The following is a 22607-nucleotide window of genomic DNA, read 5'->3' as shown; positions in this document are numbered from 1 at the left end:
TTCACGTACCGAGCGAGGTGAGGACGTCGCGCCGCAGGGCCACGCGCGCCGGGTCGTCGTGTGCGCCGCGGTCACGCGGGCGGGGGATGTCCCGGACGGCGACGAGGCCACCCGCGCCGAGCAGGGCCACGCGGTCGCCGAGGAACAAGGCCTCGTCCACGTCGTGGGTGACGAAGACGACGGTGGCGCCCGTGCCCTGGAGCACCTCCACCAGCAGGTCCTGCATCCCCGCGCGGGTCTGCGCGTCGAGCGCGCCGAACGGCTCGTCCATCAGGACGGCGCGCGGGCGTCCGGCCAGGGCGCGGGCCAGCTGGACACGCTGGCGCTGCCCGCCGGAGACCCGGTGCGGCAACTGCCGTGCCTGCGAGCCGAGCCCGACCCGCTCCAGCCAGGCCTGGGCCTGTTCCCGGCGCTCGGCGCGGGGCACGCCGCGGATGGCGAGGGGGAGTTCGACATTGGCGCGCAGGGTGCGCCAGGGGAGCAGGGCGTCCTCCTGGAAGACCAGGGCCCGGTCGGCCGAGGGGCCGGTCAGCGGCTGCCCGTCCTGGGCGATCTCGCCCGCGAGCGGCGACAGCAGGCCGGCCAGGGTGCGCAGCAGGGTCGACTTGCCGCAGCCCGAGGGGCCGACGACGGTGAGGATCTCGCCGGGGGCGATGTCCAGGTCGACCTTGTCCAGGGCGGTCGCGCCGGGGCGGCCGAGAGAGGCGCCGGTGAGGCTGAGGCGGGTGCCGCGCCCCGGGGCGGCGACGGCGGCGGTCTCGGACGAGGCGTTCCGGACGGTCTCGGACGAGGTGTCCGGGGCAGCCCCGGGCGGGGTGTTCGGGACGGTCTCAGACGAGGTGCTCATCGCGTGCCTCCTCGGATCGGGCCCTGCCGGGGACGGCGGCGGGGGCGGCCGGTGCCGGCTTCACGGACCGGTAGGGCCGGGGCGGCCGGGCACCGGGCACGTACGCGGTGCGGGGCAGCCAGCGGGTGAGGCGGCGGCCCAGGAGTTCCACGGCGGTGGAGGTGAGCCAGCCGAGCACGCCGATGGTGACCATGCCGACGAACACACCGGCGTAGTCGACGACGGTGTAGTCCTGCCAGGTGCGGTACCCGACGCCGTACTGGCCGGAGATCATCTCGGCGGAGATCACACAGATCCACGAGACGCCGATGCCGACGGACAGTCCGCCGAACACGCCGGGCAGTGCGCCCGGCAGGACGACCGAGCCGAGGATGCGCCACCGGCCGCCGCCCATGGTGCGTACGGCTTCCTCCCACACGGGGGTCAGGGCCCGCACCGCGTGCCGGGTGGAGACCAGGACCGGGAAGAAGGCGGCGGTGCAGGTGATGAAGACGATGCCCTGCTCGTTCGAGGGGAACAGCAGGATCGCGACGGGCACCAGGGCGATGGCCGGGATCGGGCGGATCACCTCCAGCACCGGGCCGAGCAGGTCCTCGGCGAGACGCGAGCGCGCCACGAGCACGCCCGTCGCCACACCGAGGACGGCGGCCAGCAGGAAGCCGGTGAGGATCCGGGTGAGGCTGTCGGTGAGGTCCGTCCAGTAGTCCGGCCCGGACACCCGGCCGGCGAAGGCCCGGCCCACGTCGGTGACCGTCGGGAACTGCGAGAAGCGCAGCCACAGGTCGACGTTCAGGCTGGTCAGCGCCTGCCACAGGCCGAGCGCGGCGGCCAGCGAGAGGACGCGGAGCACATACCGCCTCACGAGGCCCGCTCCAGAGCGTCGGCGTAGGAGACGACCCGCGCTCCGCCGTGCCCGGCGATGTACGCCTGCGCGGTGTCGGGCGCGACGAAGGGCAACAGCCTGTCGCCGTCGGCCACCCACACGGCCTTGTCGGCGAACCAGAGGGTCCCGGTGGTGGTGTCGGGGACGTAGGCGGCACGCAGGTCGTCACGGTGCCCGGCGACGTGACGCAGCAGCTTGGAGGGGGAGTCGAACGTGACGGTCTTGGAGGCGCCCTTGGGCCAGGCCTCGCTCGCGGCCGGTGCGGGCTTCGTGGCGAGATGCTCGGTGTACGCCGTCGTTCCGAGGGCCTTCTTCACGTACCGGTCGTCGACGAAGGAGTCGACGTCCACGTCGCCGGTGAGCTTCGCCGACTTGAGGATCGAGACGTCCTGCTTCAACGCGGAGACGAGCTGGGGCTTGATGGCCGGGTCGAAGGTGGCGATGCCGTGAGCACCGTTGTAGAGGTAGACGACCTCGGCGGGCAGGCCGGTCGCCTTCGCTACCTTCTCGGCGGCGTCCACCGGGTGCTCGTTCAGGTAGCCGGTCGCCTCCGCCTGGGCCTTCAGGAACGCCTCCAGCACGGCTGGCCGATCCTTCGCGAAGTCCTCGCGGGCGGTGACGCCGTGGAAGGTGGGCAGGTTCAGCCGGGCGCCGTCGTAGATCGCCTTGGCCTTGCCCTGGAAGGCGAGCAGGCCCGGCCAGGCGACGAACTGGGACAGGGCGTCCGTGCTGCCCGCCGCGAGGGCGGAAGCGCCGACGGAGGGCTGCTGGTTGAGCTTCTCGATGCCGCTGTTCGGATCGATGCCGGCGCGCTGCAGGGCCCGTACGAGGGTGCCGTCGGCGGCCGAGCCGACACTCGTGGAGACCTTCTTGCCCTTCAGATCCTTCAGAGAGGTCAGCTTGGAGTCCGGCGCGGTGACGATGGTGTTGAGGCCGCCCCGGAGGTTGTAGCCGGTGACCGACACCAGTCGGGTGGGGCTGTTGAGCTGCTTGCCGCGGGCCGCGTTGATGAGGAGCGGGAAGTCGCCCATCGAACCGATGTCGATCTTCCCGGCGGTCATCTGGGCGGTGATGGGGGCGCCGGTGGCGTAGTCCTGCCAGTTCACCTTGTAGTGGACGCCGTCGTGCAGGGAGTTCAGCTGCTTCTCGAAGGAGCCGAGGGAGCGGAGCAGGGTGCCCGCCGTGACGGTGTTGATCGTCCTGGACTGGTAGCCGACGGTCACGGTGACCGTGGAACCGCCGCCCGCTTCGGCGTCACCGCCGCAGGCGCTGAGCGGGAGCAGGAGGACGACTGCGGATATCGCGACGACTGTGCGCTTCATGATGGTTCGGGCCTCTCACCGGAGCAGATAGGGCATGTTGACCGTGACGGCTCCGGTGGGGCAGCGAGCCGCGCACGGGCCGCAGTACCAGCACTCGTCGACATGCATGTAGGCCTTGCCGTTGCGCTCGTCGATGGCGAGGGAGTCCAGCGGGCACATGTCCACGCAGAGCGTGCAGCCGTCGATGCACTTCGACTCGTCGATGGTCACGGGCACGTCGGCCCGCTGGGGCGCCAAGGGCATGGCTGTCTCCAGGGATGTGCGCGAGCGGGTTGGCTAGCGGTTCCGGTGCAGCAGGCCGCTCATGGTGATGCGGTCGCCGCGGAAACGGATGAACTCCAGGTCGACCGGGCGGCCGTCCGCGAGGTGGGTGAGGCGTTCCAGCATGAGGACGGCGGCACCGCGCGGGGCCTCCAGCACGGAGGCCGAGTGGCTGTCCGCGCTGACCGCTTCCAGGGTGATCTCGGCATGGCCGAGGCGCTGTCCGGTGACGGCTTCCAGGAGGCGGAAGACGTCGGTGTTCTCCAGATCGGCGCCGAGCAGGTCGGTGCCGATGTCGAGGGGGATGTAGGTGAGGTCGAGGGACAGGGGCAGTCCGCCGAGCCTGCGCAGGCGTTCGATGTAGAGGACGTCGGTGCCGGGCGCGAGCCCGAGGCGGTCGGCGACCGGCGTGGGTGCCGGGGTGGGGCCCATGGTGCGGACCTCGTTGGTGACCCGGCCGTGCTCACGGAGGGTTTCCGCGAGGCCCATCAGGCGGTCGAGGCCGTGGGGGTACTTGTGGGCCACGACCACGGTCCCGACACCGGGCTGACGCTCCACAAGACCCTCGGCCCGCAGCAGGTCGAGCGCCTCACGGACCGTGTTGCGGCTCGCGCCGTACTCGGTGGCGAAGGTCGACTCGTGCGGGAGGACCCCGTCGGGGAAGGCGCCGGTGAGCAGCAGCCGCCGGAGCAGGTCGGCCAGTTGCCGTGCCCGGTCGGCGCGCAGCCGTCGCCGCGCGCGGTGGGCGGCGACGGTGGTCGCGGCTCCCTGTCCGGCGTGGTCTCGGATGCGGTCACTGGGCATGGTTCGGACCATACCTATCCGATAGGAAAAGTGGTGTTGCGGGAATGTTGCGCCACCGGGAATGTGACCTGTTCGACGGGTGAGCTGGCCTTTTGGCCGGTCCCGGACCAGATCCGCCACCGGCCGCCCGAACGCTGCCGCGCCGACGGCCGACCGCCTCCGAGCCGGTGCCGCGCCGACGGCCGACCGCCTCCGAGCCGGTGCCGCGCAGACAGCTGGCTGCCTCTCGGCCGACGCCGCTCCGACAGCCGACCGCCTCCGAGCCGGTGCCGCTCCGACAGCCGACCGCCTCCGAGCCGGTGCCGCGCCGACAGCCGGCTGCCTCTCGGCCGACGCCGCTCCGACGATCGACCGCCCGAACGCCGCCGCGCCGACGGCTCGTCGCCCGCTCGGCCGGTGCCCCTACGACAGCGCCGTCAGGCCCGGCGCGAACGCGATCAGCAGGGGCAGCAGCGGTACGAGCGCGGCCGTCGTGGTGGTCAGGGCCCGGTGCCGGCGTCCCAGCCGGGGCGGCGGCTCCAGGAGCCGGTCGACCCGCTCACCCAGCAGGCGGTTGCTGGAGGCGCAGGACAACACACCCCGGTGCTGGTTGAGCTCGATCAGGGCCAGGGCCGTGGTCAGGTGGCCGCAGCGACGGGAGGCCGTGTCGTCGGCGGCGAGTTCGACCAGGCGGTGGGTCTGGTCGCAGAAGTGGGTGAACAGCGGGATGCGGGGGAAGCCGGTGGCCAGGGCGGTGGACAGGTGCAGCAGCCAGTCGTGGCGGGCCCGGGCGTGGCCCCGCTCATGGGTGAGGACCGCGTCGAGCTGGTGGCCGGTGAGGCGGTGCAGGGCGCCCGTGGTGACGATCAGCTGGGGCGGGTGGCCGGGCATCCACCAGGCGTCCGGGTACTCGTCCTCCAGGACCAGCAGCGGACCCCGCGCCGCGGGCAGGCCGGCCGGCAGATCGGGGGCGCGCTCGCGCAGATGGGCCCGGGCCTGGGCCCGGCGCCGGCGCGCCTCGACGAGTTCCCGCGCGAGCATCGCGGTCGTCCAGGCGGCGCCGCAGGCCAGCAGCAGGGTGAGGGCGGTGGCCCACGGCGGGGCGGCGGACAGGTCGTACGCGGCGGTCACCGCGGCCGGTGCCGGGGCGAAGAGCTGCGCGCGGACCGTGCCGAAGACGGCGGCGGCGCCCAGGGACAAGGCCGTCACGCACGCGAGCAGGACGGTGGCGACCAGGCACTGCCACACCCACAGCGCGACCACCGGTTCCCGCTCGGGCCAGGACGCCCGGGTCAGCGCACGGGGAACGGGGACGGCGGCCGTCACGGCGACGACGCTCAGCAGGAGCAGGCAGACGGTCATGGCCACGGGCTCCGGTTCCTCGTCACAAGAGGGGCGGCTACGGGTCGTGCGGGGAGAGCGGCCGCCGTGCGCACCGTGGCCACCACGAGCGTGGCGGACGTGCGGGCACACCGCCCCGCGCCCAGTATGACGGGCCGGGCGGTGTGCGTCAGGGTCCGGACGACAACCCAAGGGGCGGGAGGGGCGGCCGTCGGCCTGCTCCCGGCCGGGCCGCGTCAGCCCTGGATGACCCGCCCCGTCACCTCACCGAGCCCCACCCGCACACCGTCGGGTCCCGGGGCCCAGGCCGTGAGGGTCACCTCGTCGCCGTCCTCCAGGAACGTCCGCTTGCCGTCGGGGAGTTCGAGCGGATCGCGGCCGTTCCAGGTCAGCTCCAGCAGGGAGCCGCGTTCCCGTTCCGCCGGGCCGCTGACCGTGCCGGAGCCGTAGAGGTCGCCGGTGCGCAGGGAGGCACCGTTGACGGTCATGTGGGCCAGCTGCTGGGCGGCCGTCCAGTACATGGTGGAGAAGGGCGGCTCGGAGATCACGTGGCCGTTGACGGCGACGCTGATCCGCAGGTCGTAGCCGCCGGGCTCCTCGTTGCTGTCGTCCAGGTACGGCAGCAGCTCGTGCGTCCGGGCCGGGGGCGCCACGAGGGCCTCCTCCAGGGCGTCCAGCGGGGTGACCCACGCCGACACCGACGTGGCGAAGGACTTGCCGAGGAACGGGCCGAGGGGCACGTACTCCCAGGCCTGGATGTCGCGCGCGGACCAGTCGTTGAGAAGGCACAGCCCGAACACGTGCTCGCGGAAGTCCCCGAGGGCCACCGGCGCGCCCATCCGGGAGGGCACGCCGACGACGAAGCCGACCTCGGCCTCGATGTCCAGGCGGACGGACGGCCCGAAGACGGGGGCGGCGTCGGCGGGGGCCTTGCGCTGCCCGGACGGCCGCGGGATCTCCGTGCCGGAGACGACGACCGTGCCGGAGCGGCCGTGGTAGCCGATGGGCAGGTGCTTCCAGTTGGGGGTGAGGGAGTCCTCGGCGTCGGGCCGGAACATCTGCCCGACGTTCCGGGCGTGGTTTTCGGAGGCGTAGAAGTCGACGTAGTCCGCGACCTCGAACGGCAGGTGCAGGGTCACCGACGACAGCGGGTGCAGCAGCGGTGCGACGGTCTCCCGGTGGGACGGCACGGTCACCCAGGCCGTCAGCGCCCGGCGCACGTCGGACCAGGCCGTGCGGCCGGCGGCCAGCAGCGGGTTGAGGGTGGGCTGCGCGAGCAGGGAGGCGTAGGGCGAGCCGAGCGCGTGGGCCGCCGCGCCCGCGTCCAGCACGTGGTCCCCGAGCCGGACGCCCACGGTCCGGTGGGACGAGCCGGGCAGGGAGAACACGCCGTACGGCAGGTTGTGCGGGCCGAAGGGGTCGCCCTCGGGGACATCGAAGGGGGGCATCGGGTGCTGCCTCGCTCTCGGGTGTGCCATGTCGTCGCCACGTATTCGTGGTCGTGCCACACGTTACGGGTGACACACCCGTCCTGGGCAGAGTCCGAGGAGACGGAGAGGGACGAACGGGGCAGGTGGGCCCGGGTGGGACCGGCCGGGGCGACTCCGGCGCGCCGGACGGGACGCCGCATTCGTACGTGCCGGAAGTTATCCACAGGACGCGACGCAATCTTGACGGAGCGGTGCGAACGGGGCGACTCTGGGCGGGTGCCGGAAGGCCTCGGGGAGGGGGCTTTCCCACGGCACATCTGGGGGGCGGATGGCCATAGGGGAGGCCGGTCCGGGTTCGGTGCGGCGTGGTGCACAGCCGAAGCGGCTGGAAGAGACCATGCGCGTCCGGCTCGGCCGGGAATGTGTGTACGTACCGTCGTGCCGTTTCGGGCTGTACGTGGCGCTGCGCCACTGGTGCCCGCCCGGCGGACGGGTGCTGATGTCGCCGGTCAACGACGACGTGATCTTCTTCGTCGTGCTCGCGGCCGGACTGCGCCCGGTGCAGGCGCCGTTGAACCCGCTGGACGCGTCCATCGACATCGATGCCGTGCCGGACGAGGTGTGGGGCTCGGTGTCGGCCGTGCTCACGACGAACCTGTACGGGAACCCGGACCCGGCGCCGCGCCTGAGGCAGAAGTGCGACGCCCTGGGCATCCCGCTGTTCGAGGACGGGGCACACGCGATCGGCAGCCGGGTGGGGGACCGGCCGGTGGGGGCGTGGGGCGAGGCCTCCGTGTTCAGCCTGTCCAAGCACGTCGGGGCCAAGGCCGGAGGCATGCTCTCGCTCGCCGACCCCGGCCTGCGGGAGGCGGTCGAGAAGACCTGCGAGGGACTGCTCGCGCCACGCCGGACCAGTGCCGAACTCGCCTACCTGGTCCGGCCGTACGCGGAGGCGGCGGTGCGCGGACTGCGGCTGCGGCGCGCCGCCTGGGCGGCGGTCCGGCTGCTCGGGCTGGCGGACCGCGAGGAGATCCGCATGCCGCTGCGCCCGGACGAACTCGCCCTCGCCGCACACGAGGCACCCGGGCTCGACGCCCACCACCCGTGGGTGCGTGTCGACATGCACGACTACCGCCTGGAGTCCGGCCGGCTGCGGCTGCGCCGCGTCGGGCGCAAACTCGACCGGCTGGACGAGGTGCTGGACGCCTGCCGGGCGGGCACGGAACTGCTGCTGTCCACGCCCTGGGCCAAGCCGCGCGACGGCCACGGGACGCAGCCGCTGTTCCGGGTCCCGCTGTTCGTGGCCGACCGGGACGCGGCGATCGCGGCGCTGGCGCGGCAGGGCGTCGTCGTCGGCTACCTCTACGACCCGCCCCTGGACGACTACGCCGGTACGGAGTTCACCGACCCCTCACCGGCCCCCGAGGCGGCCCGCTGGTTCGCACGGCACGCGCTGCCCGTGGACCCGCTGCGGGCGCGGACGGTCATCGAGGTGCTGGAGCGGTCCGGGGCGCAACCCGTCAGGGCGCCCGGAGAGCTGCCCGGGAACGAACCGACACCGGGAGGGCTGGGACGGTCCCGTGGCTGAGATCCAGGTCCACGAGCCCGCCGCCGCGCGCACCGATGGCGGCGGGCCGAAGCCTGCCGACGGCGACCACACCCACGACTCGCTGTTCAAGAACGCCTACTTCCTCATGCTCAGCACCGGCGTCTCCGCCGTACTGGGCCTGGGATTCTGGCTGGTGGCCGCCCGCTACTACACGGAGGAGGCCGTCGGCCAGGGCTCGGCCGCGATCGCCGCGATGCGGCTGCTCGCCAGCATCACGGCGACGACGATGATCGGCGCCGTCGTCCGCTTCGTCCCGCGCGCGGGACGGGAGACCGGCCGGCTCGTGTGGGGCACGTACGTGGCCAGTTCGCTGGTCGTGGCGCTCGCCGCCGCCGTCTTCCTGCTCACGCTCGACGCCTGGGGAGCGTCCTACGCACCCCTGGGCACGCCGGTGGCGGGGGCGGTGTTCGTCGCGGCGTGCGTGGCCTGGGCGCTGCTCACCCTCCAGGACGGAGTGCTCACCGGGCTGCGCAAGGCGGAGTGGGTGCCCGCCGGCAACGCGGTGTTCTCGGTCGGCAAGCTGGTCCTCCTGGGCGTCTTCGCCGGCACGCTGCCCGTCCTCGGCATCTTCGTCTCGTGGGCGGTGGCGATCGCCTTCTCCACCCTGCCGCTGGGCTGGCTGATCTTCCGCCGGCTCATCCCGCGCCAGGCGGAGGCCGACCGCGACAAAGAACCCCCGAAGATCCGGGACATGGGCCGCTTCCTCGCCGGGGACTCGCTGGGCGCCCTGTTCAGCCTGGCGATGATCAACCTGCTGCCGGTGATGGTCGCGGTCCGCTTCAGCGCCGCCGAGAACGGCTACTTCTACGTGGCCTACACCGTCGGCGGCACGATGGAGTTCATGGCCATCAACATGGCCTCGTCGCTCACCGCACACGCCTCGCACGACCCGCGCCGGCTCGCTGACGGCGTCCGGGGCGCCCTGCGGCGCATGACGCTGCTGCTGGTCCCGGTCGTGGCGGTGCTGGTCGTCTTCGCCCCGCAGATCCTCACGCCGTTCAGCCCCGACTACGCCGAGCACGGCTCGACCGTGCTGCGGCTGCTCGCCCTCGGCGCCCTGCCACGGGTCGTGGTGGAGCTGTACATCGGCGTGCTGCGCGTGCAGGGGCGCACCGGTGTGCTGGCCGCGCTCCAAGGGGCCATGTGCGCCCTGGTCCTGGGCAGCGCTGCCGTGCTGTTCACACCGTCGGGGATCGCCGGCGCCGGCTGGGCGGTGCTGCTGAGCATGACGCTGATCGCCGTGGTCTCCATGGCCGGGCTGCGCGCGGCCCTGCGCCCCCGCGAGGGCACCCCCGCCGTCCGCACGGCCGCCGCCGACACCGCCTACGGCACCCGCTGGGCGAAACTCAACGCCACCGCCGGATACGGCACGACCTGGGCCCGCCGGGCCGCCTACCAGCCCAAGGACGGCGACCAGGACACGGTCACGCTGTTCATCGGGCGCCCCGGCTACGAGCGTGAGGCGCTGCAGGCGGACACCCTGGCGCTGATCGTGCGGCCGGACGGACCGACCGGGGAGCCACCGCTCCACGAGCCCGGGGAACCGGACCCGCAGCCGTGGGAGCGCCGGCTGAGAGGCGCCCTGTGGAGCCTGCTCGGGGTCGCCGTCGTCTTCTTCTGCGCTCCGCTGCGGGACCTGCCGTGGCTCGACCGGGCATCCGAAGCGGCCCTGAGCGGGCGTCAGCTGCTGGCGGGTCTGCCCTTGCCGTCCCTCAGCGCGGGCGGCCTGCTGCTCGTGGTGTTCGTCGCCGCCGTCACGCTGAGCACCCGGCGCGACCCGTGGTTGCCCGGCACGGCACTGGGCGCCGTCCTGTGCGCCCTGTACGCCGCCCCGGTCGCCCTCGGACGGGAACCGCGGCCGGTGGACGGGGCGTTGTACGAGAAGACGGCCGGCTTCCTGGCGGACGCGGTGGGGCTCGAGGGGCCCGAGCCGTTGCTGCGCTGGGCGCCGCCGGTCTGCCAGTTGCTCTGCCTCGTGCCACTGGGGCTGCTGCTCGCGAGCGCGGGCGGCCGTCTGACGTGGCCGGGGCGCTGGGGGGTTCTGTATCTCGTCGCGGTCGGCGGCTGGGTGTGGCGCGATGCGCTCGCACCCCTCGCGCCACCCCTGCTCGTCGCCCTCCTGCTGCTCTGGCCGCTGCACCGCGCCGCGTCGGCGTGGTCGCGCTCCCGCACCACAGCCCCGACAGGTCCGACAGCCAACCGAACGGCCGGCGCATTACCGAACGGCCGGCCCCGCCACTGATCACACCCGAAGCCGAGACCGACCCGGGCCCGGGCCCGGACAGAGCCGACAGAGCCGAGCACAGCCGAAGAGAGCAACCGCCAGGGGGGAACCACCGTGCGTCCGCCAGTCACACCGAGGGAGAGATCCACGCCGGAACCGACACCCCCACGGGACGGCTCGAACACCCCCGCCGGCGGCCCCGAGACAGCCAGCCAGTCCTCCAGTCCGTCCACTTCGGAGTCGTCGAGCCCCGCCCATGAGCCCGTGACGGATCTGTCCGACCTGCCCCCCGTCTGGTCCGGGCGCCGCGCACCGGCCGGGCCCGCCGCATTGCTGCTCGTCGCGCTCGCGCTCTGGGCGTACGCCGTGCGGCACACCGATGTCTCGCGGCTCGACGACTACGGGCTGCTCAGCGCGCTGCACCCGGCCTTCTGGGCGGGACTGGCAGTGCTCACCACCGGCTTCTGGTTCACCGTCCGCGACCCGCGCCGCCCGGGCACCTGGTCGGCGGCGTACGTGCTCGGTCTGCTGGTGATGGAGCGGGCCACGCAGGCCGTGCTCTACCCGACCCCGCTGTACGCCTGGGCGTGGAAGCACGAAGCGGTCATCGACCACCTGCTGACGGCCGGCGGACTGCAGACGGCCGACCAGGTCGGCGACATGGCGGTGTACGACCAGTGGCCGGGCTTCTTCGCCGCCCAGGCCGCCCTGCAACGGCTGCTGGGCGTGGACTCGGCGGCGATGTTCATGGCCTGGTGGCCCCTGGTCTCCAGCCTGATGCTGCTGCTCCCGCTGCTGCTGATCTACCGCACCTTCACCGAGGACCGGCGGCTGATCTGGACCGCGGTCTGGCTCTTCTACGTCGCCAACTGGGTGGGGCAGGACTACTTCTCCCCCCAGTCCGTGGCGTACGCGCTGCACGTGGGTGTGCTCGCGGTGGTCCTGCGCCGCTTCGGCCGGTCCGCCGTGCGCCGCGGACAGCCTCGGCAGGCGGTGTGGACGGTGGTGCTCACCTTCCTGATCGTCACGATCGTCATCTCCCACCAGCTCACGCCGGGCATGCTGGTCGTCTGCCTGCTCGCCCTGTGCCTGAGCCGCCGCCATCGCGACTGGGTCCCGGTGGTGACGACCGTCGTGATCTTCCTGGCGTGGTGCCTCACGGCCGCGCTGCCCTTCCTGTCCGCGGCGCTGCCGGACATGATCCGCTCCATCGGCGACGTCGGCGCCAACGTCGAGACGGGGTACGGAGCCACCCCGACCGGCACCGGAGCGATCGCGACCTCCTGGGCGGCCCGGCTGCTGTCCGGTTCCGTGCTGCTGCTCGCGGTCGTCGGCGTGTGGCGCCAGCGGGTGCTGCGCCACCGCGCATGGCCCCTGCTGCTGATCGCGGCGGCCCCGCTGCCGATGTTCGCGGCGAGCAGCTACGGCAGCGAGATGATCTTCCGGGTGCTGCTGTTCATGCTGCCCGGCGCCGCGTTCTTCGCCGCCGCGGCGCTGCTGCCCAAGGTCCGCACCCTGGCCGCCGACGCCGCCGCGCAGGAAGCCGGCAGACGGCAGACCGCCGGCCCCGCCGAGCGCCGCCGGTGGGGCATCGCCACCTGGGTGCCGCTGGCCGCGCTGCTCGGCACCACCCTGGCGTTCGTCCCCGCCTACTCCGGCAAGGACCGGATCAACTACTTCCCACCGCAGGAAGTGGCCCTCGTACGGCAGCTCTTCGACCAGGCGCCCGACGGCTCACTGGTCGTGGCCGCCAACCGTAACTACCCCGACGCGTACGCCTCCTACGGGAGCGTCGACCACTACTGGTTCCTCGACGACGGCCGCAGCCACGTCGACCGGATCGTCAGGAGCCCCGCCGCCACCCTCGCGCGCGACATGGCCGGAGTGGAGCGGCCGGGCCGGGCCTACTTCCTGCTCACCCAGGGGCAGCTGGCCAACTCGGAGATGAACGGGCAGCTCGACAAGGCGCAACTGCGGCGCGTTCAGAGGTCCGTCGCCGCATCGCCGCGGTTCCGGCTCGTGGCGGAGAACAGCGCCGGATGGCTCTACGTGCTGAAGCAGTCAGGGGGAGCGGAGCGATGACACCGCAGGAACTCGTGGTCCGGATGCTGCCCCCGTTCGGCGGCTGGCTTGCGCTCGCCGCGCTCGCCCTGCCCGGAGGGTCGCCGCTGCGGGGCACCGCGGTCGTGCTGTTCCTTGCGGCGGGGCCGGGCGCCGCCATGGTCAGAGTCTGCGCCCCTGTCCTGGAGGCGCGGTCCGCCGAGGGGCCCGTGGAGCGCCGGGACCCGGACTTCGCGCGCCGCTCCGACCTGCTGGAGCGGCTGATGCTGACGCTGTTCCTGAGCATCGGCGCCGTGATGCTCGTCGCGACCGTGCTGATCGCCACGCACACCTTCAGCGCGCAGCGGGTGCTGCTGACGCTGACGCTGCTGACCACACTCGCCGCGTTCTGTCCGCCGCTGCGCGCCTCCCCGCCGCCGAGGACGACACCCAGGACACCGAAGGGTTCCGCTCAGTGAGGTTCAACCGTCCCGACCGTCCCTTTCGCCGCACACCGAGCACGACCGGAGGGCAGCACCGGAAAGACCCGCACCAGGCGCAGGCCGCCGGCCCGTTGGCGTCGAGCCGGCGCCGGCTGCTGTTCACGTCGGCCACGGTCGTCAGCGCGGTCCTGGTCGCCGTACTCGCCCTGCGGGACGCCTCGGGACCGCAGGAGCAGGGAGCGGCCGGTTCCGGGGCGGACTGCCGCCCGACGGCTCTTCTGGAGCCGCCCTGCGGCGCCTGGTTCGGGGCGTTCGTGCCGCACGAGCGCGACGACCTGCCGGAGAAGGTGCGCGCCTACGAGAAGCGAGTGGGCCGCGAGCTGGACATCGTGTACACGTACCACGACATGTCCCTGCCCTCGGGCGCCCGGCGGGAGGGGCAACTGCTCACCCCGGAGGAGCGGCGCGTCGGCGAGGACCACCTGCTGCTGCTCTCCTGGGAGAGCAAGTGGTGGGGCGGCACGGAGCGGCAGCAGCCGACCTGGAAGCAGATCGCATCGGGGGAGCTGGACGACAAGGTCATCGACGTCCAGGCCCGGCGCCTCAAGGACTACGGCAAGAAGGTGTTCCTCTCCTTCGACCTGGAGATGGACACCCGCACCCCTCAGAGCGGCACGCCCGCCGACTATGTGAAGGCCTACCGGCACATCCACGACCGGTTCCGCGCCCTGGGCGTGGACAACGTGGTGTGGACGTGGATCACCACCGGTTACCTCGACCACGCCGACGAGATCAAGCAGATGTACCCGGGCGACGACTACGTCGACTGGATCGGCTACAACCAGTACAACTACTACCGCTGTCACGACGCGGGCTGGCTCTCCTTCGCACAGACGCAGCACGCCACGCACGACTGGATCCGCGCGAACATCTCCGACGACAAGCCGTTGATGCTCTCCGAGTTCGGCACCGCCGCGGACGGGAACCGCCCTGAGCGGCAGGCCGAGTGGTACGCGCAGGTGCCGGGCGTGCTGAAGGGCCTGGACGGCGTCAAGGCCGCCCTCCAGTGGAACTACCGCGACCCCGGCCCGCACTGCAATCTGGCGGTGGCGAACGACACGGCCTGGCGGAGCCTGCGCAAGGCCGTCTCCGACCCGTACCTCAACCAGCCGCTCAGGTGACAGGGCTCGGGGTCACCCCGCGAACTCGGGCCCGTGCACGACCGCGCGGGCCCGCCGGTACCACCGCCACGCGATCGTCTTCGGCCCGTCCCGGTACGGCGCCACCCGTGCGCCCGCGCCGGCCAGCCAGGTCTCGACGTCGGCGACGGTGTGGGTGCGCCGGACGATGAGCCGGGCGATGCGGTACCGCTCGTCGCGGTCGGAGCTGAGCGCGTGCCGCACGGCGGTCGCCGTCTCGTAGCCCGCCCGCGCCGACATGGCCCGTACCCGGGGGCTGTTGTAGCCGTGCGGGTAGGCGAGGTGCCGGATCTCGTGCCCGAGGGCGTCCTCCAGCACGGCCTTGGACGTGCGCAGTTCGTACGCCAGGGCCTTGGCGGGCAGGGTGTCGAGCTGCGCGTGCGTCACGGTGTGGCTGCCGATCTCCATGCCGGAACGTTCCAGCTCCGCCGCGCCGGACAGGCTCATCATCGGCGCGGGCGGCAGCAGACTGCGGCCACCCGGGGCGATGGCGCCGGTGGTCAGATACGCGGTGGCGGGCAGCGCGCGTTCGGCCAGGGCCTCGGCGGTGGGGCCGGGCAGATCGGCGAAACCGTCGTCGAAGGTGAGCAGCACGGGCCGGGGCGGCAGCGGCGCCCGCCCGGCCAGGTGATCGGCGATCGCACTGATCGTGACGGGCGTGCGCCCGCTGCGGACCACGGCGTCGAGATGCGCGGCGAACTGCTTCGGTGTGACCGTGAACTCGGCGATCCAGTCCGGCGGATCGTCCATGACGGAGTGGTAGAGGAAGACGGGGACGGCGGGAGACCCTCCGGCCCGCGGCGGGGACACCGGCCCCTCGCCCTCCCGCGCACCCCGCTCCGCCCGGCCTTTGCCGTCCGTCCTCATCTCGCCCCCCGGGCGGTCTTCTCACGAGCGTTCGCGCGCAGCACCCGCCGCGCCTTCAGATAGCCGGCCGGCCCGTACAGCATCCCCCTGCGCTGCAGCCGAGACAGCCGCCGCGGCCACGGGTGCGTGCGCGCGTCGTGATCACCGGGCGTGCCGGTGCCGTCCGCCCCGTCCGTCGCGCGCACCGCCGTCAGCGCACGGGCGTGGGCGAGGCCGCGGGGCAGCCGCGCGAGGAACGCGGGCAGCAGCGCGGGCCGGTTCACGAGCACCGCGGTGAGGTAGGCGGTGAGCCCGGCGCCGTAGCCGTAGGCCTGGGTCTCCAGGTCCCGCCAGGTCTCCCGGTGGTGGTGCCACACCAGGGCGTACGGCGTGTAGCGCAGCCGGTGGCCCTGCGCCAGGACCCGCACGAAGCCGTAGAGGTCGTCACCGCCCCGGGCCGCGGTCCCGGCCCCGGTGGCCGGGTCGAAACCGCCGACGGAACGCAGCACCGCCGTGCGGAACGCCATGTTCGCGCCCGAGCCGAACCGCCCGGCCGTGAACGGGAACAGCGGCTCGTCGCCCGGCGGGTGCGCCGGGTCGTACGTCCTTGGAGTGAAGCCTTTGGCGAAACCGCCGTGGCTCTCCAGCAGCACCTGGGCCGGGGTGGTCAGCCGCGCGGGCAGGATCAGCCCGGTGCTGCACCCGAGCCCGGGGTCGGCGGCGAAGGGCGCGGTCAGCTCGGTCAGCCAGCGCGGATCGGCGACCACGTCGTCGTCCGTGAAGGCGACCACCTCGCCGCCGACGGCGTCCAGCCCGGCGTTGTGGGCGGCTGCGAGCCCCGGAACGGGCTCACAGACGTACCGCACGCGCTCGGCGTACTTCCGCTCGACCAGCTCCCGTGTCCCGCCGGTGACGGGCGCGTTGTCGACGACGACGATCTCGAACCGGGGGTGGTCCTGCGCCAGCAGCGAGTCCAGCGCCCGGGCCAGTTGGCCGGCCCGCTCCCGGGTCGCGACGACGACGGTCGTGAACGGCGGCTCCACGGGTCCGCCGAAGACGGCCGGCCCGCACTCCGCCCGCGCCCGCTGTGCCAGCACAGCCTTCGGATCCGCCCCCTCCGGCACCCGCCCGAGCAGCGTGCCCACGGGCCGGCCGCCTCTCCTGACCAGCACGAACACCTCTCCGTGCGTCACGGGCGGGCTCCCCGGACCGGGTCTGAGCACCGCCTCGTCACCGTCGAGGTCCAGCTCGGCGACCTGCACCGCCCCGATGTCCAGGAACCGCCGGATCTCCTCCTGCGCACGCACCGAACGGGCCATGCGCCCACCCCCCTCGTGTGTCAGGTACGGCGCAGCCGAGCCGCGCCCTTCAGCGTCCGCGCGGCCAGCGACGCGAGCTGCGGCCTGCTGCGGACGAAGCTGTGCGCACGACGCGCCGGTTCGCGGCTGAGCCAGTGCAGTGCCGCGCCCACCCCCGGACGGGTTACCGCACCCTCGTACACGGGCAGTTCGCCCGTCTTCAGTGCGTCCTTGTACTCGGCGGCGCCCCGCCCCAGGTCGAGCATGCCGATGCCGGCGGCGGCCGCCGCCTCCGCCATCCGCAGATGGAGCACCAGCCCCGGCGAGAACTTCGCGAACTCCGGGTCGTACGCCGGGAACCAGCAGGCCAGTACGGAGGCCGAGCGCAGTCCGAAGTGCGCGGCGACGGGTCGCTCACCGGCGTACAGCACGGACAGCGTGCCGCTGCACTCCGCGGCCCGGGTCCGGGCCAGCCGCCCGACGAGCCGGGTGATCCACTCCTGGGCGAACCGGTCCCGGCGGCCGGTCCTGCGGTACTGCGCGGACTTCCACTCCATGAGCGTGCGCAGCGCGGCCGGGGCGCGTTCGTCGAACACGAACCGCAGCTCACCGGCCTGCCGGCCCAGCTTGCGCTCCTTGGCCAGCGTGGTCTTCAGGAATTTCGGCGACTGCGCGCGCAGCACCGACTCGTACGTCTCGTAGCCCTTCTCCACGTCGATGACGTAGGTGGCGTACTCCTCGGCCGCGTACCGGACGAACAGCCGCTGCTCGGCCTCCAGATTGTCGAAGGCGAAGCTCGACAGGGAGCAGGCCTTCAGCAGTTCGCCCGTCCCGACGCCCAGGCCCGGCCGCAGGATCGCGCCCTGCGCGTCCGAGACGCCCAGCCCGATCGCCCGGCCCTGCCCCAACGGGCCCCGCTCATAGGGCAGGAAACCGGCCGGCTCCGGCCCCTCGTACACCACCGCGATCCGGGCTCCCGGCCTGACCAGGCCGACGGCTTCGGTGAACTCCGGCTCCATGAAAGGGTTGCGCGGTGCCTCCGAGGCGGCGCGCAGCGCCCGCCAGCGCTCCCTCTCTCCTTCGCCGAGCTCCCCGGGCCCGGCCACGCGAATGCGCCCACTGCTCAACCCGACCCCCCGATCAAGTCCCCCCTGGACACATGGAAGGTACCGCTCTGTGCGGCCCCACGGGTAGGTAGCGGAGCATGTTGTTGCCAATCGGTGCAGAGGCCTTCAACCGGGCAATCGGCGTCCTCCGTGCGATGAAACGAAGGGGCGCGCTGTCCGTATTCTCTGATCATGGCCGCACCCATCGCATATTCACTCATCGCCACCGATCTGGACGGGACGCTGCTGCGCGGCGACGACACCCTGTCCGACCGGTCCCTAGCCGTGCTCGCGCGGGTGGCGGACGCCGGTGCCCAGCACCTCGTGGTGACGGGCCGGCCGGCGCCGAGAGTGCGGCCGCTCCTGGACGACCTCGGCTGCACGGGGCTCGCGGTGTGCGGGCAGGGCGCGCAGGTGTACGACGCCGGCGCGGACCGGCTGCTGTGGTCCATCACCTTGGACCGGGAATTGGCGGAGACCGCCCTCGGCAAGATCGAGGCCGAGGTGGGGCAGGTGTACGCGGCGGTCGACCAGGACGGGGTCGACGGGCTCACGCTGATCGAGCCGGGCTATCTGATGCCGCACCCGACGCTGCCCGCGGTCCGGGTCGACCGGCGCGAGGACCTGTGGGGCGAGCCCATCAGCAAGGTGCTGCTGCGGCACCCCTACCTGACGGACGACGAGTTGGCGGCGACGGCGCGCTCGGTGGTCGGCTCACTGGCCACGGTGACGATGTCGGGGCCCGGCACGGTCGAGCTCCAGCCGTGCGGGATCACCAAGGCGACCGGTCTGGCGCTGGCCGCCGAGCATCTGGGGCTGCGGCCGACGGACACCATCGCCTTTGGTGACATGCCCAACGACATCCCGATGTTCGACTGGGCCGGCCACGGCGTCGCGATGGCCAACGCCCATCCCGAACTCAAGGCCGTGGCCGACGAGGTCACCCTGTCGAACGAGGACGACGGCATCGCCGTCGTCCTCGAGCGACTGCTGGGCGGGGCGCCTCAGTACGGGCCGTTGACGTTGTCGATCGAGCCGTAGCGGTCGGCCGCGTAGTTGCAGGCCGCCGTGATGTTGGCGACCGGGTCGTACGGGTCGAAGGAGGTGCCGGGCACGTGGTAGGCGGCGAACGTCGGGTCGATCACCTGGAGCAGGCCCTTGGACGGGGTGCCCGCGGCGGCGTTGGAGTCCCAGTTGTTGATCGCCTGGGGGTTGCCGGACGACTCGCGCATGATGTTGCGGTGGATGCCGTCGTAGGAGCCCGGGATCCCCTGCTGCGCCATGATGTCCAGCGACTCGCGGATCCACCCGTCGAGGTTGTTCGCGTAGGTCTTCGCGGACGCCTGGGTGGCCTGGGCGACACCGCCGGCGGGCTTCGCGGCAGGCTTGGCGGGGGCGGACGACTTCGTCGCCGTCTTCTTCGGGGCGTCCGCAGCCCTGGCGGTCTTCACCTTCAGCTTCAGACCCGGGTGGATCAGCTTCGGGTTGTCGCCGACGGCGGCGCGGTTGTCCTTGTAGAGCTGCTTCCAGCCGCCCGAGACGTCGAACTTGTCGGCGATGCGGGCGAGCGAGTCGCCCTTGACCACGGTGTACGTGTGGGACTTGGCGGGCTGGGCCGCCTGCTTCACGGACTGCGCGGCGGGGGCGCTCTGGGTCTCGGCGGCGCTCGCGTGCGTGGCCCCGAGGAGCGGGAGGGTGAGTGCGGCTCCACCGGTACCGACGGCGACGATGCCTCGGGTCAGCGGGTTGGTTCTGGGGCGACGGTGCTTGCCTCGTCCGGCCATGGCGATGTTCCTCTCCGGCGCCTGCGAGGTGAGCTGTCGGGTTCGGGCCGGGAGGTGCCCGGCCGTGTACGGCGCTGTGTGCCGTACACGGCTTCACCCCGAGCCGTGCCGCTGTGCGGACCGGCGACTTACCTGGGTCCCCCGCTCCTGCCACGCGTGAGTGAGTCGGTTCCTGTGGGGAGTCCGGGCGGCGGCAGGATTAGGCGTCCGCCGGACAGGGCCGGAACGTATGCGAGAGCACATGTCGGGAACAAGCGCCTCAATCACATATCGCGCGGTTGACCTTGGTCGGGGGAGTTTGCGTCACTTGATCCTTTGCGGGAGCCAAGGCTCAACTGGCTTTCGGGGAACGGCGGTACGGGCCGGCGCCGAGAAGGGGTGGAATGGGGGGAGAAGTGATTGACCTCACTGATCACAAGCCGGAAGGGCAATTTCCGCCAACAGGAATTCACCGACTCATCGCGGCAAATCGTGCATAGTTCACTACCACTGGGTAAGTCGATAAATATCTGTTCTTATAGGTTGATCGAAAACATAGCGGTCGTGATCGGATACCACCCGGCCTGTAACCATGGGCGCTGGCGGTGATCGAAACGTGACCGGATACGCTGACTGGAGTGAGAGCGGCGACCTATCGACAATCCGCGTAATCACCGGCAGACACAGCAGACAGGAGACCCCTCGTGACCGACGTCGGGCCGTTCGGGCTGAGCGTGCGGGACCAGGATCTGGAAGCCGACGTCCAGGCCGGGTTGGCGGCTGTCGAGGAAGGCTTGCTCGAGGCCACCAAGAGTGAGGTGCCCTTCATCACGGAGGCCGCCCAGCATCTGGTGCGGGCCGGCGGCAAGCGGTTCCGCCCGCTGCTCGTGATGCTCTCCGCCCAGTTCGGCGACCGCCACGCGCCCGGGATCGTGCCGTCGGCCGTCGTCGTGGAGCTGACCCACCTCGCCACGCTGTACCACGACGACGTCATGGACGAGGCCGCCGTGCGCCGCGGCGTCCCGAGCGCCAACACCCGCTGGGGCAACTCCGTCGCGGTCCTCACCGGCGACTTCCTCTTCGCCCGGGCCTCGCACATCCTGGCCGACCTCGGCCCGGAGGCCGTGCGGGTGCAGGCCGAGGCGTTCGAGCGCCTGGTGACCGGCCAGATCCTGGAGACGGCCGGACCGCAGGACGGCCGGGACCCCGTCGAGCACTACCTGGACGTGCTGGGCGGCAAGACCGGTTCGCTGATCGCCGTGTCGTGCCGGTTCGGCGCGATGATGTCCGGCGCCGAGGACACCGTCGTGGACGTGCTGACCCAGTACGGCGAGCGGCTCGGCGTCGCCTTCCAGCTCGCGGACGACGTCCTCGACATCGCGTCCGACTCCCACGAGTCCGGCAAGACCCCCGGCACCGACCTGCGCGAGGGCATCCCCACCCTGCCGGTGCTGCGGCTGCGGGAGCGCGCGGCCCGGCTCGGGCTCGCCGAGGACCTCGCCCTGTGCGAGCTGCTCGACTCCGACCTCACCGACGACGCACGGCACACCGAGGCCCTGCGCCTGCTGCGTGCCCACCCGGCCCTGGAGCAGGCCCGGCGGGACACCGTCCGCTATGCCCAGGACGCCCGTTCGGCGCTGGCACCGCTGCCGGAATGCACCGCGAAGACGGCCCTCCTGGAGCTGTGCGACGCGGTGGTGCACCGGGCCGGCTAGCACGTCTCCCCCGTACGACCCCTACGGGTCGGGGGAGAAGTCGCCCCTCCGTGTCATACCCCAGCAGTACGCGCAGTTGAGCCCGGGGTCTGACGTATCTCCCTGGCCGATTTGGTCAGATGGTGAGCACGGAAAACACCACTCCTCACCTGTTCGGGTGAGAATGGCGGCTCAGGGACGAGTGCGTGCACGACACGGACAGCCGCCGCCGACCACGGAGGTAGGGCACACATGGCACCGTACGCATCCGACGACAGCACGACCGCCGGGGAGGTCGACGAGCAGCGCTCCGGGCGGCGCAAGGCCGCGCGGTACGTCGTCCCGGTCACGGTGGTGGGGGTGGCGGCCGCGACGATCGGGCTGGTGCCCGCCCTCGCCGACTCCGGCGACCCCGACCTCCCGAAGATCACCGCACAGCAGCTCATCGAGAAGATCGCGAAGTCGGACGTCCAGCAGCTGTCCGGCACGGTGAAGATCAGCACGGACCTCGGCCTGCCGAACCTCGGCGGCCTGGAGTCCAGCCTGCTGTCCGGCGCCGCGGGCCAGGGCGGGGAAGGCTCCTCCGCCGATCCGTCGGCCAAGCTCACCGAACTGGCCTCCGGCACGCACACCCTGCGCGTCGCCGTGGACGGCCCGGACCGGCAGAAGCTGTCGCTGCTGGAGAACGCCGCCGAGTACAGCGTCATCCACAACGGCAAGGACGTCTGGGGCTACGACAGCAAGTCCAACGAGGTCTACCACGGCATCTCCGCCGAGAGCCCGGAGCGCGGCAAGGACCAGCAGCCGCCGGCCACGCCGAAGGACTTCGCCCAGGAGGCCCTGAAGGCGGTCGACGACACGACGTCCGTGACCGTGGACGGCACCGCCCAGGTCGCCGGCCGGGACGCCTACAAGCTGGTCGTCCAGCCGAAGCAGTCCGGCTCGACGGTCGGCGCGATCACCGTGGCCGTGGACGCGAAGACCGGCATGCCGCTGAAGTTCACGCTGACCCCGGCCAGTGGCGGCGCCGCCGTCGTCGACGTCGGCTTCACGAAGGTCGACTTCGCCGGGCCGGCCGCCTCGACCTTCGACTTCACCCCGCCCAAGGGCGCGAAGGTCACCGAGGAGAAGGACACCCCCAAGAGCGAACACAAGGGCTTCGGCGAGGACTTCGGCAAGGGCGGTGCGAAGGACCACGCCCCCGGGGCCGGGGAGGGCGTCGGCAAGGGCCTCGGCGGCCCCGACGGGATGAAGACCATCGGCGAGGGGTGGAACGCCATCGCCACCTTCGACACCGGCGGCGAGGGCGTGCCCTCGGGCAAGGCCGGAGGCGAGTTCGGCGGCTTCCTCGACTCGCTCGGCGACAAGGTCCACGGCGAGTTCGGCTCGGGCACGGTCTTCTCGACCCGCCTGGTCAACGCCCTCGTCACCGACGACGGCAAGGTCTACGCGGGCCTGGTCACCAAGGACGCGCTCGTGAAGGCGGCCGACACCGGAAAGTGAGCCCCGTAGGCGTAC

The 22607-nt window shown here is 72.4% G+C and carries 19 protein-coding genes and 1 riboswitch; of the genes, 8 read left to right on the top strand and 11 right to left on the bottom strand.

Annotation, left to right across the window (positions count from 1 at the left end; genetic code table 11):
• Position 1: 1 nt before the first annotated feature.
• From AB0937_RS08840 to fahA, 7 genes are all read right to left on the bottom strand, one after another.
• Positions 2-847, bottom strand: coding sequence for an ABC transporter ATP-binding protein (locus tag AB0937_RS08840; RefSeq protein WP_366710481.1), 846 nt, complete (start codon positions 845-847; stop codon positions 2-4).
• On the bottom strand, positions 831-1709 hold the full coding sequence (locus AB0937_RS08835) for an ABC transporter permease (protein ID WP_366710480.1): 879 nt from the start codon (positions 1707-1709) through the stop codon (positions 831-833). The genes AB0937_RS08840 and AB0937_RS08835 overlap by 17 nt, the downstream gene beginning before the upstream one ends.
• Positions 1706-3052: an ABC transporter substrate-binding protein gene (locus tag AB0937_RS08830; protein WP_366710478.1), complete on the bottom strand. Its 1347-nt coding sequence runs from the start codon at positions 3050-3052 to the stop codon at positions 1706-1708. The genes AB0937_RS08835 and AB0937_RS08830 overlap by 4 nt, the downstream gene beginning before the upstream one ends.
• A gap of 15 nt (positions 3053-3067) precedes the next feature.
• Complete coding sequence (locus AB0937_RS08825) at positions 3068-3295, bottom strand: ferredoxin family protein (RefSeq protein WP_003992261.1); 228 nt, start codon at positions 3293-3295, stop codon at positions 3068-3070.
• 33 nt (positions 3296-3328) lie between these two features.
• Positions 3329-4117 (bottom strand): GntR family transcriptional regulator, encoded by a 789-nt coding sequence (locus AB0937_RS08820; RefSeq protein ID WP_366710477.1) that lies wholly within the window; start codon positions 4115-4117, stop codon positions 3329-3331.
• Positions 4118-4519: 402 nt separating this feature from the next.
• The gene (locus tag AB0937_RS08815; RefSeq protein ID WP_366710659.1) at positions 4520-5458 is read right to left on the bottom strand and encodes a M48 family metalloprotease; all 939 of its coding nucleotides are present in this window, start codon (positions 5456-5458) and stop codon (positions 4520-4522) included.
• Positions 5459-5673: 215 nt separating this feature from the next.
• Positions 5674-6885: a fumarylacetoacetase gene (gene fahA / locus AB0937_RS08810; RefSeq protein ID WP_366710476.1), complete on the bottom strand. Its 1212-nt coding sequence runs from the start codon at positions 6883-6885 to the stop codon at positions 5674-5676.
• 310 nt (positions 6886-7195) lie between these two features.
• Here fahA and AB0937_RS08805 point away from each other — a divergent pair, with 310 nt between their 5' ends.
• The 5 genes from AB0937_RS08805 (at position 7196) to AB0937_RS08785 (ending at position 14364) form a co-directional block, all read left to right on the top strand.
• On the top strand, positions 7196-8455 hold the full coding sequence (locus AB0937_RS08805) for a DegT/DnrJ/EryC1/StrS family aminotransferase (protein WP_366710474.1): 1260 nt from the start codon (positions 7196-7198) through the stop codon (positions 8453-8455).
• The gene (locus AB0937_RS08800) at positions 8448-10718 is read left to right on the top strand and encodes a lipopolysaccharide biosynthesis protein (RefSeq protein ID WP_366710473.1); all 2271 of its coding nucleotides are present in this window, start codon (positions 8448-8450) and stop codon (positions 10716-10718) included. Before AB0937_RS08805 ends, AB0937_RS08800 begins: the two co-directional genes overlap by 8 nt.
• A 246-nt stretch (positions 10719-10964) precedes the next feature.
• Complete coding sequence (locus AB0937_RS08795) at positions 10965-12782, top strand: glycosyltransferase (protein WP_366710472.1); 1818 nt, start codon at positions 10965-10967, stop codon at positions 12780-12782.
• Positions 12779-13219, top strand: a complete 441-nt coding sequence (locus tag AB0937_RS08790; RefSeq protein WP_366710470.1) for a hypothetical protein — start codon at positions 12779-12781, stop codon at positions 13217-13219. Before AB0937_RS08795 ends, AB0937_RS08790 begins: the two co-directional genes overlap by 4 nt.
• Before the next feature lie 95 nt (positions 13220-13314).
• Positions 13315-14364, top strand: a complete 1050-nt coding sequence (locus AB0937_RS08785; protein WP_366710468.1) for a glycosyl hydrolase — start codon at positions 13315-13317, stop codon at positions 14362-14364.
• 12 nt (positions 14365-14376) lie between these two features.
• On the opposite strand, the gene AB0937_RS08780 is transcribed toward AB0937_RS08785, so the two are convergent.
• From AB0937_RS08780 to AB0937_RS08770, 3 genes are all read right to left on the bottom strand, one after another.
• Entirely contained in the window at positions 14377-15132 is a 756-nt protein-coding gene (locus AB0937_RS08780; RefSeq protein WP_366710467.1) for a polysaccharide deacetylase family protein, read from the bottom strand.
• A 113-nt stretch (positions 15133-15245) separates the two neighbouring features.
• Complete coding sequence (locus tag AB0937_RS08775) at positions 15246-16547, bottom strand: glycosyltransferase (protein ID WP_366710465.1); 1302 nt, start codon at positions 16545-16547, stop codon at positions 15246-15248.
• 20 nt (positions 16548-16567) lie between these two features.
• Positions 16568-17653 (bottom strand): GNAT family N-acetyltransferase, encoded by a 1086-nt coding sequence (locus tag AB0937_RS08770; RefSeq protein ID WP_366710464.1) that lies wholly within the window; start codon positions 17651-17653, stop codon positions 16568-16570.
• 171 nt (positions 17654-17824) lie between these two features.
• On the opposite strand from AB0937_RS08770, the gene AB0937_RS08765 reads away from it, so the two are divergent.
• Positions 17825-18673: an HAD family hydrolase gene (locus AB0937_RS08765; protein WP_366710462.1), complete on the top strand. Its 849-nt coding sequence runs from the start codon at positions 17825-17827 to the stop codon at positions 18671-18673.
• On the opposite strand, the gene AB0937_RS08760 is transcribed toward AB0937_RS08765, so the two are convergent.
• On the bottom strand, positions 18637-19416 hold the full coding sequence (locus AB0937_RS08760; RefSeq protein ID WP_366710460.1) for a transglycosylase SLT domain-containing protein: 780 nt from the start codon (positions 19414-19416) through the stop codon (positions 18637-18639). The two genes, AB0937_RS08765 and AB0937_RS08760, sit on opposite strands and share 37 nt — an antisense overlap.
• Positions 19417-19421: 5 nt before the next feature.
• Positions 19422-19597, bottom strand: a riboswitch (cyclic di-AMP (ydaO/yuaA leader).
• Between the two features lie 502 nt (positions 19598-20099).
• Here AB0937_RS08760 and AB0937_RS08755 point away from each other — a divergent pair.
• Together AB0937_RS08755 and AB0937_RS08750 are read left to right on the top strand one after the other, a co-directional pair.
• Complete coding sequence (locus tag AB0937_RS08755) at positions 20100-21110, top strand: polyprenyl synthetase family protein (RefSeq protein WP_366710458.1); 1011 nt, start codon at positions 20100-20102, stop codon at positions 21108-21110.
• A 231-nt stretch (positions 21111-21341) separates the two neighbouring features.
• Positions 21342-22592, top strand: a complete 1251-nt coding sequence (locus AB0937_RS08750; RefSeq protein ID WP_366710457.1) for a DUF2092 domain-containing protein — start codon at positions 21342-21344, stop codon at positions 22590-22592.
• Positions 22593-22607: the final 15 nt, after the last annotated feature.

Origin of the sequence: Streptomyces sp. NPDC047880, assembly GCF_040706515.1 — a bacterium.
Lineage (GTDB): Bacteria > Actinomycetota > Actinomycetes > Streptomycetales > Streptomycetaceae > Streptomyces.
The sequence above is the reverse complement of the archived record's forward strand: the minus strand, read 5'-3'. Positions and strand labels throughout refer to the sequence as shown.